Below are 14,256 nucleotides of genomic sequence, written 5' to 3' on the forward strand. Positions count from 1 at the left end.
CGAGCAGGGGGCCGGTGGCCGAGCCGGTGCGGATCTGGATGGTGCCGCCGTTTCCGCCGGAGGAGACGCGTGCGGTGAAGCCGGTCTTGCCGGTGGGATTGACGCCGGAGAATCCGATCCAGTCGCCGTTCTCGATGTAGCCGACGCGGTTGCCGCCGTGGGCGTTGGCGTCGGCGACGATCTGCACGCCGAACTGCGAGGTGTACGACTCCGCCTCGACGCGAGTGGCCGGTGGGGCGGTGCCGGTCAGGGCGAAGCTGTCGACGTCGAACAGGCTGCCGGTGCCGGTGAAGACGAGGTACAGCGGTCCGGAGCCGGTGGTGATGGTGGTGGTGATGTCGGTGTAGTTGCCCCAGCCGCCGGTGTTGGCGACGGTGGCGGTGCCGAGCAGGGCGCCGGTGGCCGAGCCGGTGCGGATCTGGATGGTGCCGCCGTTTCCGCCGGAGGAGACGCGTGCGGTGAAGCCCGTCTTGCCTGCGGGGCTGGCGCCGGAGAACCCGATCCAGTCGCCGTTCTCGATGTAGCCGACGCGGTTGCCGCCGTGCGCGTTGGCGTCGGCGACGATCTGCACGCCGGATTGGGAGGTGTAGGCCTCCGCCTCGACGCGGCCGGTCGCGGGCGGGGTCACCCAGGGGACCTGCGGCGAGCGGTAGAAGTTGATGCCCTGGGCCGTCCACCGCGGGCCCTGCGCGCCCAGGCGGGTCTTGAACGTGTCCCAGTTGCGGGCCGACTGCGGCGACCAGGCCAGCTCGGCGAGGGCGGGCAGGCGGGGGAAGGCCATGAACTCGATGTCGGCGAGTTTGGTGATGGTCTCGGACCACAGCGGGGCTTCCACGCCGAGGATGGCGCCGGCCGGTACGCCGGGCAGCAGCGTGGCGGGGTCCCAGTTGTAGGCGGTCTGCACCTCGATCAGCCCGGCCCAGGTGAGGCCGAGCGGGGTCTGGTTGGTGTACTTCATGTCGAGGTAGGCCTTGTTGGCCGGCGACATCACGACCTTGGCGCCCTTGCTGACCGCGGCGCTCAGGTCGGCGTCGGAGGTGCTGGTGCCCCAGTACTGGGCGATCCGGCCGGGGGAGTGGTCGGCCTGGCCGACCTGGTGCCAGCCCATGACGGTCTTGCCGAGGGCGCCGACGTACGGCTGGACCCGGTTCATGAAGGTGCGGTAGTCCGCGTCGGAGGTGCTGTTGGCCTCGTCGCCGCCGAGGTGCAGGTAGGGGCCAGGGGTCAGCGCGGCGAGTTCGGCGAGGACCTGCTGCACGAAGGTGTAGGTGACCTCCTTGCCGACGCACAGCGAGCTGAACCCGACGCTGGTGCCGGTGTACAGCGGCGGGGCCGTGTCGTTGCAGTTGAGTTCGGCGTAGGAGGCCTGGGCGGCATTGACGTGCCCCGGCATGTCGATCTCCGGCACGATGGTGATGTGGCGGGCGGCGGCGTAGTTGACGAGGTCGGTGTACTGCGCCTTGGTGTAGTAACCGCCGGCGCCGCCGCCGACCTGGGTGCTGCCGCCGACGGTCGCCAGGCGCGGCCAGGCGTCGATGACGATGCGCCAGCCCTGGTCGTCGGACAGGTGCAGGTGCAGGGTGTTTATCTTGTACTGGCTGATCTCGTCGAGGTAGCGCTTGACGACGTCCACGCCGAAGAAGTGCCGTGACACGTCGAGCATCGCCCCGCGGTAGCCGTAGCGCGGATAGTCGATGATCCGCCCGCCGGCGACCTCCCACGGTCCGGGCTGGACGGTGCGCGCCTCGACGGCGGCGGGCAGCAGTTGCCGCAGGGTCTGCGCGCCGTGGAACAGCCCGGCGGCGGTCTGGGCCCGGATGGTGATCAGCGCCGCGGTCACGTCCAGCTGGTAGCCCTCGCTGCCGACGCTCGGGTCGGCGCCGGACAGCAGCAGCGCGATGCCGCTGGTGGGGGTGCCGCTCGTGGTGGTGACGGGCAGCGCGTACCCGGTGGAGGGGCGCAGCAGGTCGGCCAGGTAGGTGCCGACCGTGGTGGCGGCCGGCGAGCCCGTCGGGGTCTGGATCGTGGCGGCGGCCGGCAGCGTGTAGGTGACGCCCGTGGCGGGCTGCACGGACACCGGTGCGGGCACCACGCTCTGCAGGCTCAGGGGGGCGGCATGAGCCGCGGGGGCCTGGGCGAGCCCGACGATTCCGGTGGCGGCGGCGACCGCGAAGACGAGTAGAACTTGCCGGACGCGATGGTGCACGACACCCTCCAGCGGAACGGTAAAGTTACCTGCCAGTTTGACGGCAGGCTATGTCTGGCGGTCGGCGCTGTCAAGCGACAGCTCCGATGTCTGGATCGGGCGGTCGGCGTCGCGGGTCGGCGCGGCGTACATTCGGCGCGTGACCGGACCCGACCACACGCGCGTGGAGATCGACGGACGCGCCGCCGACGCGGACGCCCTGGCGCTGATCGAGCACCGGGCCTGGGGCCACTTCACCGCGATGCAGGTGCGCGACGGCCGCACCCGCGGCTTGGACCTGCATCTCGCACGCCTGCAGGCCGCACACCGCGCGACGTACGGTGCCGATCTCGACGGCGCGCTGATCCGCGACCGTATCCGGCACGCACTTGGCGGCGCGCCGGACGCGTCGGTGCGCGTCTACGGCTACTGGGCCGGGCTCATCGTGACGGTGCGCCAACCTGAGCTCATGCCGTCGCGGCCGCACCAGGTGAGCTCGCAGCACTTCCAGCGAGCGTTCGCCGCCCTGAAGCACCCGGGCAGCGGGGCGGCGCAGGGCTACTTCCTCGACCGGGCGCTGGCCGCCGGGTTCGACGAAGCCCTGCTGGTGGACGCGCAGGGGACGATCGCGGAGGGCGCGATCACCAACGTCGGCTTCTGGCGGGCGGGCGAGATCGTCTGGCCCGACGCGCCCGCGCTGCCCGGCATCACCATGCTCGTGCTGCGCCGTGAACTCGACGCGCAGCAGGTGGCGCAGCGCCAGGCGTCGATCCGCCTCGCGGACCTGCCCGCGTACGACGGGATGTTCCTGTGCAACTCGCGCGGCTGGGCGCCCGTGGACCGGGTCGACGACACGCCGGTGCCGGTGCCCGCCGCGATGACGGCCACGATCGCGCGGGCGTACGACGCCGCGGCGTGGGACGCGATCTGAGGAACCCTCGGCTCGGTCCGGTCGTCGGTCCGAGCTGCCTGGGGCCACCCGCCGTCGCCGGTTCGCCTGCTGAGACCGGATGGCATGGCTAGCCTGGTCGTGGGAGGTCCGGATGCGCCGTATCGTGCTGCTGGTGGTCCTGGCGTGGCTGGTCGCCGGGGTGATGGCGGGAGCGCGGCGCGACTACTTCACGGGCGGCGCGGCGGACTGCGATCACGTCTCGACGATCGCGGCCACGATCCTGGCCGGCCCGTTCAACTACACGGGCGTGGACCCTACCGTCAGCTGCCAGGGCGCGGGCGGCGGCTGACGGCCGCGGGCGGCCGTGCTGACGGGTCGCCCGCCCGCCCCGCCTCGCGGGCGGTCAGTGCTCGCGCAGCAGCCGGCCGCCTCCGCTGACCTGGTCGGAGAAGCCGTGCTCGCGCAGCGCGTGCCACAGCGTGGCCGCGTTGATGGCGATCACGGGTTTGCCCAGCTCGGCTTCGAGCCGGTCGGCCTGGGCGACGAAGGACAGGTTCGTGCCGACCTGGACCACCGCGTCGACGTCGGGCGCGTCGAGCGAGGCCACGACCTCGTCCAGCCGCTGCTCCGGCACCCGGGCGATGTCCATCGCGGTGGGGCAGCGCAGCCCGGTGATCGCGGTGACGTCGAAGCCCGCCTCGGTGAAGAACCGGCCGACCTCCCGGTCGGCGATCGGCTGGTACGGCGAGAAGACCGCGATCCGGCGGCAGCCCAGCTCGGTCAGCGCGGCCCGGCACGCGCTCGCGCCGGTGGTGACCGGCAGGCCGCTGCGGTCCCGCAGGCGCTGCTCGAAGGCGGCATTGCCGTTGACGCCGCCCCAGAACGTCTCGGCGGACATGCCCATCACGAGCCGGTCGGGTTCGGCGGTGAGCACGTCGCGCACGGCGGTGTCGATCGACGCGCGGATCTGCGCCAGCAGCGCCTGGAAGTCCTCGTCGCCGCCCATGACGGGGTTGGGGATGTGCATGGAGCCGGCCCGGTAGGCGATGCCGGTGATCCCGGCGGTCCAGTAGTCGTGCTCGACGACGGTGTTGGTGCTGGGCACGATCACCCCGAAGACCGCCCGGGGGCCTACGTTGTTGGTCATGCGCGGGCCAGCCGGGTGGCGAGCTCGTCGACGGTGCGGTGCGCCCGGGTGCGGGCCGTCGGCCGGTCCAGCAGCAGGGCGTCGACCAGCAGCGGGGACACGATCGCGGCGACCGCGTCCTCGCGCTGCGCCGCGCCGACGCCGGCGGTGCGCAGCACGTCGTGGAACGGGGCGAGCAGGTCGCCGACGTAGCGGTGGCGCAGCTGCGCCTCGGCCGCGGCGGTCAGGGCCTGCAGCAGCGCGGCGACGGGCCGGTCGCGCAGGCGGTTGCACAGCAGGTCGACCTCGGCGTGCAGGTCGTGGGCCAGGTCGCCGGTGCGCTCGGCCGGTCCGAGCGGGGCGACGTCGATGAGGGCGGCGAGCACGTCGTGCGGCGTCGGCCAGTGCCGGTAGATCGTCGAGCGGGACACCCCGGTCACCGTGTGCAGCCGCTGCGGGGTCAGGGCGGCGGCTCCTTCGGCGAGCAGCAGTTCCAGCGCCGCGGTCAGCACGACGGTGGTCGTCTCCGTCGCCGGCCCCGCGGGGCGTCCAGTTCGGGTCATGGTCGTAAACGATACACCTTGTCTTGGAAACTGGTAACCGCTACATTCCGTACTGGAAACAGTCTCGGGAAGGAGACCACGGTGCGGCCTCACGTAGAACTCATCGACGAACGCGACCTGATCTGGCACATGGCCGAGTTCCAGCACGCGCACGGCTCCGCCGAGCAGCGCAACCTCAGCTACGACGAGGAGGACGGTTCGGCGTCGCTGAAGGTCAGGTTCACCGGCGACTGGTCCCGGCCGGCCGGGATCCACCGCGCCGACACCGAGTGGTACGTCCTGTCGGGGCAGGTGACCATCGGGGACACCGTGCTCGGGCCCGAGGGCTACTGGACCGCGCCCGCGGGCGTGCTGACCCCGCCGGTCACCGCCGCCGCGGGCACCGAGATCCTGCTGTTCCGCGAGTACGGCGACTGGGGCTTCGAACCCGCGGACAGCTCGCTCGACACGGTCCGCCCCGACCAGGAACTCATCGTCCTGGACACCGCGCAGATGCCGTGGATCGACGTCAAGGACGGCAGCCCGATGCGCTTCGACCTGGGCGGCACGCCCGTGCCCGGGCTCTACATCAAACTCCTGCACCGCGACGTGAAGACCGGCTTCTACACCCGCCTCATCAAGGCCAAGCCGGGCTGGCGCGAGGTGCCGCTGGCTCACCACCCGTGCAGCGAGGAGGCGTACTGCCTGGACGGCGGGTTCGACTACAACTTCGGCAAGATGTGGCCCGGCGCCTACTTCTGGCGCCCGCCGCTGGTCCGCCACGGCGACTTCACCGCCGACGCGGAGACCGGCTGCACCTGGATCGTGCGCTCCGACAGCGACCTCGTCGACTGGTACACCGACAACGCCCGCGTGGTGATGCAGGGCGACGCGACGAACTGGGGCGAGGGTTACCCGCACAGCGCCGCACCCCGCTTCGTCGAGCCGGTGCGCTCGCGCTCCATCGGACGGTGGGTCGACCCCAGCTACCAGTGATCGCAGCCGCCCGGGTGGCGCCGCGGTGATCATAGAACGGCTCTTGACGATCCGTTCTATGATCCACTGTCGGCGCGACCCGAGCGGAGGCACGTAAGTGATCGATGCGGTGTTCTTCGACGTCGGCGGAACGATCCTCGACGAGTCGCGGGAGTTCCACACCTGGGCGGACTGGCTCGGCGTGCCGCGGCACACGCTGTCGGCCGTGCTCGGCGCGGTGATCGCCCGGGGCCTGGACTATCAGGAGACGTTCCGGACGTTCCGGCCCGACTTCGACATCGTCGCCGAACGCGAGCGGCGAGCGGCCGCCGGCGAGCACGAGTCGTTCGGCGAAGAGGACCTCTACCCGGACGCGCGGTCGTGCCTGGCCGCCTTGAAGGACCAGGGCCTGCTCGTGGGCCTGGCGGGCAACCAGCCGGCTGACGCCGAGACGATCCTGCGCGGCCTTGACCTGCCCGTGGACGTGATCGGCACGTCGGAGGGCTGGGGCGCGGCCAAACCGTCACCGGCCTTCTTCGAGCACGTCGTGCGCGCAGGCGGCGGAGACCCGTCGACGATCCTCTACGTCGGCGACCGGCCCGACAACGATGTGCGCCCGGCCCTGGCCGTCGGGATGAAGACCTGCCTGATCCGGCGCGGCCCGTGGGGGCACATCCTCGACCTGCCCGCCGTGGCCGAGCAGTCCCTGTTCCGCGTCGATGCACTGGACGAGCTCCCGGGCCTGGTCGCGAAGCACAACGCGGCGCACGGCTAGGCCGGCGGCGGTGCGCCGAAAGTGGGACCGGCCGGATGCGCGGTAACCGGGATCGGTGTGCGCTCGTTGCGATCACACGTGACCCCTGAAATCGGACAGCCCCTGAGCGGTCGTTACGCCGTCCCGGACGTGCCGGCGTTCCTCGACGAGTGCGACACGGTCGAGCTGAAGGCCGTGCTGACCGAGGCGGAGGGCCGCCGGGCCGCCCGCTCGCTGGGTTTCGACCTGGCCGACGCGTCCACCAGGCACGTCTACTACCTGGACACGCCCGCGCTGGCGCTGGAGGCGGCCGGGGTGATCGTCCGCATCCGCCGCAACGGCGACGCCGGAGCCGACACCACGGTGCGTATCCGCCCCGCCGATCCGGCCGCGCTCGATCCGGAACTGCGCCGCCGCAAGGGCTTCAACGTGGAACTGGACATGGCCGCCCACGGTTTCGTCTGCTCGGCGTCGCTGAAGACCAGGCTCGCCGGGGCGACCGTGGCGGCGGCCGTGTCCGGGCGTACGCCACCGGGCGGGCTGTTCACGCCGCGGCAGCGGCGGCTGTTCCAGGCGTACGCACCGTGCGGGGTGGGCCTGGACGGGCTGTCGCTGTTCGGCCCCGTGCGGGTGCAGCGGCTGGCCGGCACCGCACGGGGCTGGCAGCAGCCGCTGGCGTTGCAGCTGTGGGAGTTCCCGGCCGAGCCGGTCCTGGAACTGTCGAGCAAGGTCGCCGCCTCGGACGCGGCGACGGCCGTGGCGCGGTGGCCGTCGTTCCTGGACCTGCACCGGGTGATCCCGAGGCTGTTCCGGCACACGAAGTCGCAGACCGCGCTGCGCGTGTCGGCCCCGCGGCCCGCGTACGGCTGAGCGGCGACGGCCGGGCGGGGTGCCGACCTCGGTGGGCTGCACGACGCCCTGAACCTCGCCCCGGCCGCCCGGCTCGACCTGGACCGTTACGCCGACGGCATGCGTTGCTGGATGCGCGGCAACCTGGACTGGTCGCTGGAGACGGTCCGCTATCGCGGTCAGGAGAGGTGACGCGTGGGCGGCACAGGCCGCAGCGCGTTGCGGATGCAGCCGACGAAGCGGTCGAGGGTCTCCGGGTGTCCAGCGGCCCGGGCGGGGTTCAGTTCGCCGATCGAGAGCACCCGGAAGCGAGGATCGCGGCAGACGATGCGCAGTGCCGCGCTGAGCCGGTCGAGTGACGGGCCGCTGTTGCGGCCGTCGGTGCTCTCGGCCAGTGGCGCATCGGTGAAGTCCAGGACGTCGACGTCCAGGTGCACCGCCAGGGCGGCGGCCGGAAGGCTGTCGAGTGCCCGCTCCGCCTGCGCCGACGGAGCCGCGGCCAGCCCGGCGCTCGAACACCAGCGCAGGCCCAGGCGCTCGACCTGTTCCCGCTCCCAGTCGGTGGCGGCTGCGTGCTCGACGCCGAGGAAGTAGAGCCGATCCGGGGTCAGCAGCGGCTGGCGGCTTAGGGCCGACACCAGCGGCTCGGTCGCGTCCGGCAGATCCAGCGCGTGCGCCAGGCCCATCCAGTCCAGGGCGCCGTCGGTGGTGCTCTGCGGTGTGTTGAGATCGAAGTGCCGGTCGACGTACAGCAGGCCGGCGTCGGAATCGTGGGCCGTCAGCGCGCTCATGACGCCCAGGGCGATCGTGCAGTTGCCGCCGAGGACCAGCACGTCCGCGTCCGCCGCCAGCGCGTCCGTCACCTGATCGGCGACGGCGACGACGGACTGCACCACCGCCGAGAGGTTCTGGGCGAAGGGGTCGCCGCGGTCCGGCGACCAGACCTGCACCGGACCGTCACCGGCATCACGGACCTGGCGGCCGGCCGCCCGCAACCGGTCGATCAGGCCGAGGTCGCGCAGCACCCGCGCGGCCGCCTCCTGGCCGGGCGCGTAGCTTCCCGCGCTGGTCGGCGCTCCCACCACAACAAGATCCCGCGGCATCGCTTCATCCTCCTGGCCTGGCTCGACCAGCGCGAGCCGCCACGCCCCTGCGGCAGGGCACCCCGAGCCCTCGCGCATGATCAGCCGAAAGTGGGGCAGACGGCCAGGTCGGTGACCGGGCAGAATGCGCCGGTGCCCTCCGTCTCCGTACGCCGCGTGAAGCGCCTCACCCCGCTGCCCGCCCTCGGCCCGCTCTACCTCGTCCTCGTAGTGATCTGCGGCGCGCTGGTCCTGGAAGCGCTCATCGCCGGCCGCTACGCCGAGCCGAGGCTGATCCCGCTGCTGATCATCTTCGGCGCCGCGTACGGGGGGATGCGCCAGGGCCTCTACCTGGTGGGCGAGCAGCTCGTGCTGCGGCACGGGCTGGGCAGTTCGGTGGTCGCCTTGAACCGGGTGCGCGAGTTCACCCTGCGTCCGGAGCCCGGCAAGGCCGGTAAGCGGCTGCTCTGGGTGGAGCTGCTGGACGGCACCCAGGTCCCCACGGGCGTCGGCGTCAGCCGCAACCTGTTCAGCCCCGTGGTCAGGATGCCGTTCGAGAAGCTGGTCGCGCTGGTGGAGCAGCTCGACACGCACCGCAGACAGGCGAGCTGAAGCTCTGACGTAAACGAACCGGGCCGGACGCGACGCGCGTCCGGCCCGGTTCGCTGCGTCCGGTGGGGAACCGCCCGCATGCCCGGAAGCAAATCTTAGATGACAATCTATGAAGATATCTTTCCATCTGAACGCATCGTTGGTTGAATAGCTTCGCTCGACCGCCAGTGGTACGAGAGGGGCACGGCATGTCCATCGATGTTCGTTCCTGCCGGTGCCTCGGTTCCGCTCCACCGACCGAGGAAGGACGGAAGGAATGAGGATCACCAAGATCACCCGTGGGCTCGGCGCCACCCTCGCCGCGCTCATGGTCACGGTCTTGCCCGGCCCCGCGGCGCCGGCGCAGGCGCTGGCCGCGGAGACCTTCACCATCGTGATGCTGCCGGACACCCAGTACGCCTCCGAGTACTGGCCGGAGGTGTTCCGGGCGCAGATGCAGTGGGTGGCCGCCCAGCGGACCGCCCGGAACATCAAGTACGTGCTGCACGTCGGCGACGTCGTCGACAACGTCGGCCAGGTCGCCCAGTGGAACAACAGCAAGAGCGCGATGGGCCTGCCCACCGACGACGTGCCGTACATCATCGGGCCGGGCAACCACGACCTGGACTCGACCACCACCCGCGCGGCGACGACCTACAACAGCCACTACCCGCGGAGCACCTTCACCGCGCTGCCGTCGTTCGGCGGAACCTACCCCGCCACCGCGAACGACAACACCTACCACACGTTCAGCGCCGGTGGTGTGGACTGGCTGGTCGTCGCGATGAAGTACGCGCCCAGCGCCGCCGAGATCACCTGGGCGAACTCGGTGGTGGCCGCCCACCCGAACCACAACTCCATCCTGGTCACCCACGCCTACCAGAACGGCGTCACCAAGGACAGCAACGGCAACAACCTGTGGACCAACCTGGTCAGCAAGCAGAAGAACTTCCGGTTCACCTTTTCCGGCCACTACGTCAACGCCGGGGTGATCACCCAGGCCGGCGTGAACGGCAACACCGTCCACCAGATCCAGGCCGACTACCAGAACTCCTCCCAGCGCGACCCCAACAGCTTCCTGCGCATCATGACGGTCGACCCGAACACCAAGACCCTCGACGTCAAGACGTACTCGCCGTTCCTCAACACCTACAAGACCGACGCGGCGAACCAGTTCGTCCTCAGCAACATCAACCTGATCCCACCCGCGTGGAACACCGTCGTCGACAACACGACCGCGGACCGGTTCACCGCGAGCGCGAACTGGGGAACGTCGACCTACTCGACGCAGCGGTACGGCGCGGATTACCGCTTCGCTGACCCCCTGTCCGTCAGCGATCCCGCCTGGTACAAGGTGAACATCCCGGAGACGGGCACCTACCAGGTCGCGGTCTGGTATTCGGCCAACGCCGGCTACAACGACGCGACGCCATACATCGTGGTGACGCCGAGCGGCAACCAGACCGTCCACGTCAACCAGCGCGCCAACGGCGGCAAATGGGTGTCCCTGGGCAACTTCACCCTGTCGGCCGGTGACGAGAACAAGGTGGGCGTGAGCCGGTGGACGGCGGGGACGGGATACGTCATCGCCGACGCCGTGAAGGTCACCCGCATCAGCTGAACCGAGCGCAGTCCCGGGCGGAGGTGCGGCCGTCGCGCCGTACCTCCGCCCTCCCGCCGACCGCGTGCGCCACCAACCGCCACGGAGTGTGTCTCGTGATCCCCGCTCTCCTGCTCGGCGCGGCCCTGGCCGCCCACCCGCTGACCCCGTTCTCGGTCGACCAGCGCGTCGAGGTGACGCTGCGTCCGGACCGCGTCGACGTCGTCGCCGTGCTGGAGGTCGGTGAGGTGGCGGCGAAGCAGCTCACGCCCGATTGCGCCGCGTTCGCCACCGCCCTCGAAGCGCGCGCCGGATCGGCGCCTCTGCAGTGGACCGTCCAATCCAGCGAGCTGAAGCGGCTCGGCGCGGCCGGCGTCGAAACCATCCGGCTCACCTGCCGGCTCTCGGCCGCGACCGAGGTCGGCGCCTCGGCGACCGTCGCGGTGGCGAACGGGTACCTGACGGACCGGGTCGGCGCCAACCAGATCGTCATGGCAGGTGACGGCGTCGCCATGCCGGCGAGCCTGCCGCCGTACGAGCGCTCGGCGGAACTGACCCTGCAAGCCGACGCCGACGCGAGCCCGCCGGTGGTTGCCGCCGCGCCGCAGAAGGGCTGGCTGGAGCGCGGCGAGGCCTGGCTGGCCGGTGTGCTCGGCGACCCGTCCCCAGGCGTGCTGCTGCTGGCCGTGCTGATGGCGGCGCTGCTCGGCGCGGCGCACGCGGCCCTTCCCGGGCACGGCAAGACCGTGATGGCCCTGTACATGGCCGGACGGCAGGGGCGGCGGCGGGACGCGGTCATCGTCGGCGGCACCGTCACCCTCACCCACACCGCCGGTGTGCTGGTCCTCGGCATCGCCACCACCGCTTTCGCCGGCCTGGCCGCCGAGTCCGTGCTCCAGTGGCTCGGCGTGGCCAGCGGCGTCCTGATCACCGCCGTCGGAGCGGGCATTCTCGTCAACGCCCTGCGCCACCGGCACGCCCATCACCACCACGGCTCGCATCACCACCACGACGGCCATGACCACGGCCACGACCATGACCACGAACATGGCCACAGCCACAGCCACAGCCACAGCCACGGCCACCATCACCACGGCGGGCGGCGCGGCAGCCTCGCCGCCCTCGGTATCGCGGGCGGCCTCGTGCCCAGTCCCACGGCACTGGTCGTGCTGCTCGGCGCGGCCGCGCTCGGTCGTCTCTGGTTCGGCATCGTCCTGATCGTCGTCTACGGCCTGGGCATGGCCGGGATGCTGACCGCCGCGGGGCTGTTGCTGCTGCGGGTGCGCGACCGCTGGGCCTGGCTCGCCCGGCTCACCGTGCCTGCGGAGGCGACCGGCTCCGTGATCATCGTCGTGGGGTTCGGCCTGGCCGCCCGAGCCGCGTTCGCCTTCTGAGCATGCCGCGCTCCGACTCGAACCCCACCCCGCCCGGCGCGCCGGGCGGCCAGAAAGGACCTGCCATGCGACCCGAAACCGTACGTCTGCTCGGCATCGCGGCCACGGCTCTCGCCCTGGTGGGAGTCACCGCCTGCGGCCAGCTGGCACCGACCGCGTCGCCGCTGCCACCCGGCGCGACCGCGTCCGCGGGCACCGCCGCGTCGGCAGGCCCGGTGCCAACGGCCGAAGCAGGAGCCTCCGCCGGACCGACCGCGCCCACCGGGTCAGCCGCGCCCGGCGCGACGCCCGCCTCGAAAAGCGCCCCCGCCTGCGATGCCGTGCTGAAGGCCCGGCAGACCGCCCTCGCCGCGATCGCTCCGGTGGCCGCGGTCCTCGCTCAGCCCGGACGGCCCCACGAAACGCTCGCCAAGGCGACCAACGACCTGAACACGGCCTACACCGCGATGCACGTCGGTGTGGCCGGCGCCGCCGAACTCACCGCCGACCCGCAGCTCAAGGCGAAGATCTCCGCGTACCAGCTGGCAGTGGAGCAGGCCATCGTCGCCGTCGAGGGATCCGACGGCGAACAGGCGAAGCTGGCCGCCGTGATCGAGCTGCCCGCGACCCGCAGCGCCGAGAGAGCAGTCGTGGCCGCCTGCTCCTGAGCAGCACGCGGCATACCGCGAATTCCCCTGCCAGCGAACCAGAACCCCTCCGACCGGGAGCCGCCATGCGCCGACCAGCCGTAACCGTCCTGCTCTCCGCCCTGCTCGCCCTCACCGGCCTGGGCGCGCCAGCCGCCCCCGCCGTCGCGGTCCCCGCCGTGGCGGACGCCGGCACCCTGGCCGTCACGTCCCTCGCACCCGGCCTCACCCTGACCAACACCTCGATCAGCGGGCCCAACCAGGTCAACATCCTGACCGCCGACCTCAACGAACCCACGCTCAAACCCAGGTACCTCAGCCCCGGCACTGTCGGGGCGACCGCCGCGCTGACCACGCAGGCCAACCGGGTCGGGGCGATAGCCGGCGTCAACGGCGACTTCTTCGACATCGGCGCGACCGGCGCACCCCGCGGCGTGGGCATCGACAACGGCTCGCTGCTGCACGGCCCGGCCTCGGGCTGGAACAACGTCGCGGCGCTGTACGCCAACGGGGCGGGCAGCCGCGGCGGCCTGGCCCAGATCTTCCTCGACGCGACGGTCACCCTGCCCGGCGGCGCGCGGCTCACCGCCACGAACCTGAACTCGCCCGACATCGCGGCCAACGGCATCGGCGTCTACAACCCGCTCTGGGGCGACGAACCGCGCAGCCAGGTCCTCGACGGCGCGACCCGCTCCCGCGAGATCGAGGTCACCGCCGGCAAGGTGAGCAAGGTGAGCACCACCCCCGGCGGCAAGGTCGCCAACGGCACCGTCGCCGTGCTCGGCGTGAACACCGGCGCCGACGCCCTGGCCGGCCTCGCGGTCGGCGACACGGTGACGGTGAACTACGCGCCGCGCGGCGGCGACGGCGCGGCGCAGGTCGCGATCGGCGGAAACCTGGTGCTGGTCAAGGACGGCGTCGCCACCACGGTCGCGCACCCGAAGAACCCGCGTACCGCGGTCGGTTTCTCCGCCGACGGCCTGAAGATGTGGCTGGTCGTGGTCGACGGCCGGTCCACGGCGAGCGTCGGCATGACCTATGTGGAACTGGCCAACTACATGAAGTCGCTGGGCGCCGACGACGCGATCAACCTCGACGGCGGCGGTTCGAGCACCCTGGTCGCCCGGATGCCCGGCGCCACCTCCGTGTCCGTGCGCAACACCCCGTCCGACGGCGCGCAGCGCCCGGTTCCCAACGGCATCGGCTTCGTCTCCACGGCGCAGGCGTGGACCACGACCGTGGACAACACCACCGCGGGCCGGTTCACGGCGAGCGCCAACTGGGGCACCTCGACGTACTCCAGCGAGCGGTTCGGGGCCGACTACCGGTTCGCCGATCCGGTGCTGGCCAGCGACTCCGCCTGGTACAAGGTCAACATCCCGCAGACCGCGGCGTACGAGGTCTCCGTCTGGTACCCGGCCAACGCCGGCTACAACGACTCGACGCCGTACATCGTGGCGACCACCAGCGGCAACCAGACGGTGCGGGTGAATCAGCGCGTCAACGGCGGCCGGTGGGTCTCGCTCGGCGTGTTCAACCTGGCCGCCGGCGACGCCAACGTCGTCGGGGTCAGCCGCTGGACCGCCGGCACCGGCTACGTCATCGCCGACGCGGTGCGGATCACCCGCGCCTGACCGCCG

General features: G+C 71.7%; 14 protein-coding genes. 10 read left to right on the forward strand and 4 right to left on the reverse strand.

The window, feature by feature from the left end:
• On the reverse strand, positions 1 to 2,206 hold a 2,206-nt coding region (locus Cco03nite_RS02610), incomplete at its 3' end, for a family 20 glycosylhydrolase (protein ID WP_203688293.1).
• A gap of 139 nt (positions 2,207 to 2,345) precedes the next feature.
• Here Cco03nite_RS02610 and Cco03nite_RS02615 point away from each other — a divergent pair.
• Together Cco03nite_RS02615 and Cco03nite_RS02620 are read left to right on the forward strand one after the other, a co-directional pair.
• Positions 2,346 to 3,116 carry an aminotransferase class IV gene (locus Cco03nite_RS02615; RefSeq protein WP_203688294.1) on the forward strand — a complete coding sequence of 257 codons (771 nt, stop codon included), beginning with the start codon at positions 2,346 to 2,348 and terminating at the stop codon, positions 3,114 to 3,116.
• A gap of 112 nt (positions 3,117 to 3,228) precedes the next feature.
• Positions 3,229 to 3,426 carry a hypothetical protein gene (locus Cco03nite_RS02620; protein WP_203688295.1) on the forward strand — a complete coding sequence of 66 codons (198 nt, stop codon included), beginning with the start codon at positions 3,229 to 3,231 and terminating at the stop codon, positions 3,424 to 3,426.
• Positions 3,427 to 3,480: 54 nt separating this feature from the next.
• Here the strand turns inward: Cco03nite_RS02620 and Cco03nite_RS02625 are convergent, their stop codons facing one another.
• A complete protein-coding gene (locus tag Cco03nite_RS02625) occupies positions 3,481 to 4,224 on the reverse strand; it encodes a maleate cis-trans isomerase family protein (protein ID WP_203688296.1) in 744 nt (247 codons plus the stop codon).
• Positions 4,221 to 4,766, reverse strand: coding sequence for a TetR family transcriptional regulator (locus Cco03nite_RS02630; protein ID WP_203688297.1), 546 nt, complete (start codon positions 4,764 to 4,766; stop codon positions 4,221 to 4,223). Before Cco03nite_RS02630 ends, Cco03nite_RS02625 begins: the two co-directional genes overlap by 4 nt.
• 81 nt (positions 4,767 to 4,847) lie before the next feature.
• Here Cco03nite_RS02630 and Cco03nite_RS02635 point away from each other — a divergent pair, with 81 nt between their 5' ends.
• The 3 genes from Cco03nite_RS02635 to Cco03nite_RS02645 all read left to right on the forward strand — a co-directional run bounded on the left by Cco03nite_RS02635 (position 4,848) and on the right by Cco03nite_RS02645 (position 7,344).
• Positions 4,848 to 5,741 carry a DUF4437 domain-containing protein gene (locus Cco03nite_RS02635; protein WP_203688298.1) on the forward strand — a complete coding sequence of 298 codons (894 nt, stop codon included), beginning with the start codon at positions 4,848 to 4,850 and terminating at the stop codon, positions 5,739 to 5,741.
• Between the two features lie 97 nt (positions 5,742 to 5,838).
• Entirely contained in the window at positions 5,839 to 6,495 is a 657-nt protein-coding gene (locus Cco03nite_RS02640; protein ID WP_203688299.1) for an HAD family hydrolase, read from the forward strand.
• A 78-nt stretch (positions 6,496 to 6,573) separates the two neighbouring features.
• Complete coding sequence (locus Cco03nite_RS02645; protein WP_203688300.1) at positions 6,574 to 7,344, forward strand: CYTH domain-containing protein; 771 nt, start codon at positions 6,574 to 6,576, stop codon at positions 7,342 to 7,344.
• A 158-nt stretch (positions 7,345 to 7,502) separates the two neighbouring features.
• On the opposite strand, the gene Cco03nite_RS02650 is transcribed toward Cco03nite_RS02645, so the two are convergent.
• A complete protein-coding gene (locus Cco03nite_RS02650) occupies positions 7,503 to 8,426 on the reverse strand; it encodes an arginase family protein (RefSeq protein WP_203688301.1) in 924 nt (307 codons plus the stop codon).
• A gap of 132 nt (positions 8,427 to 8,558) precedes the next feature.
• Between Cco03nite_RS02650 and Cco03nite_RS02655 the strand changes: the two genes are divergently transcribed.
• The 5 genes from Cco03nite_RS02655 to Cco03nite_RS02675 all read left to right on the forward strand — a co-directional run bounded on the left by Cco03nite_RS02655 (position 8,559) and on the right by Cco03nite_RS02675 (position 14,250).
• Positions 8,559 to 9,017 carry a hypothetical protein gene (locus Cco03nite_RS02655; protein ID WP_203688302.1) on the forward strand — a complete coding sequence of 153 codons (459 nt, stop codon included), beginning with the start codon at positions 8,559 to 8,561 and terminating at the stop codon, positions 9,015 to 9,017.
• Positions 9,018 to 9,273: 256 nt separating this feature from the next.
• On the forward strand, positions 9,274 to 10,617 hold the full coding sequence (locus tag Cco03nite_RS02660; RefSeq protein ID WP_203688303.1) for a golvesin C-terminal-like domain-containing protein: 1,344 nt from the start codon (positions 9,274 to 9,276) through the stop codon (positions 10,615 to 10,617).
• Between the two features lie 95 nt (positions 10,618 to 10,712).
• Positions 10,713 to 11,990 (forward strand): hypothetical protein, encoded by a 1,278-nt coding sequence (locus Cco03nite_RS02665; protein WP_203688304.1) that lies wholly within the window; start codon positions 10,713 to 10,715, stop codon positions 11,988 to 11,990.
• Between the two features lie 65 nt (positions 11,991 to 12,055).
• Positions 12,056 to 12,637 (forward strand): hypothetical protein, encoded by a 582-nt coding sequence (locus Cco03nite_RS02670; protein WP_203688305.1) that lies wholly within the window; start codon positions 12,056 to 12,058, stop codon positions 12,635 to 12,637.
• A gap of 65 nt (positions 12,638 to 12,702) precedes the next feature.
• Positions 12,703 to 14,250 carry a golvesin C-terminal-like domain-containing protein gene (locus Cco03nite_RS02675; protein ID WP_203688306.1) on the forward strand — a complete coding sequence of 516 codons (1,548 nt, stop codon included), beginning with the start codon at positions 12,703 to 12,705 and terminating at the stop codon, positions 14,248 to 14,250.
• Positions 14,251 to 14,256: the final 6 nt, after the last annotated feature.

Source organism: Catellatospora coxensis (assembly GCF_016862635.1).
In the GTDB taxonomy this organism is placed as follows: domain Bacteria; phylum Actinomycetota; class Actinomycetes; order Mycobacteriales; family Micromonosporaceae; genus Catellatospora; species Catellatospora coxensis.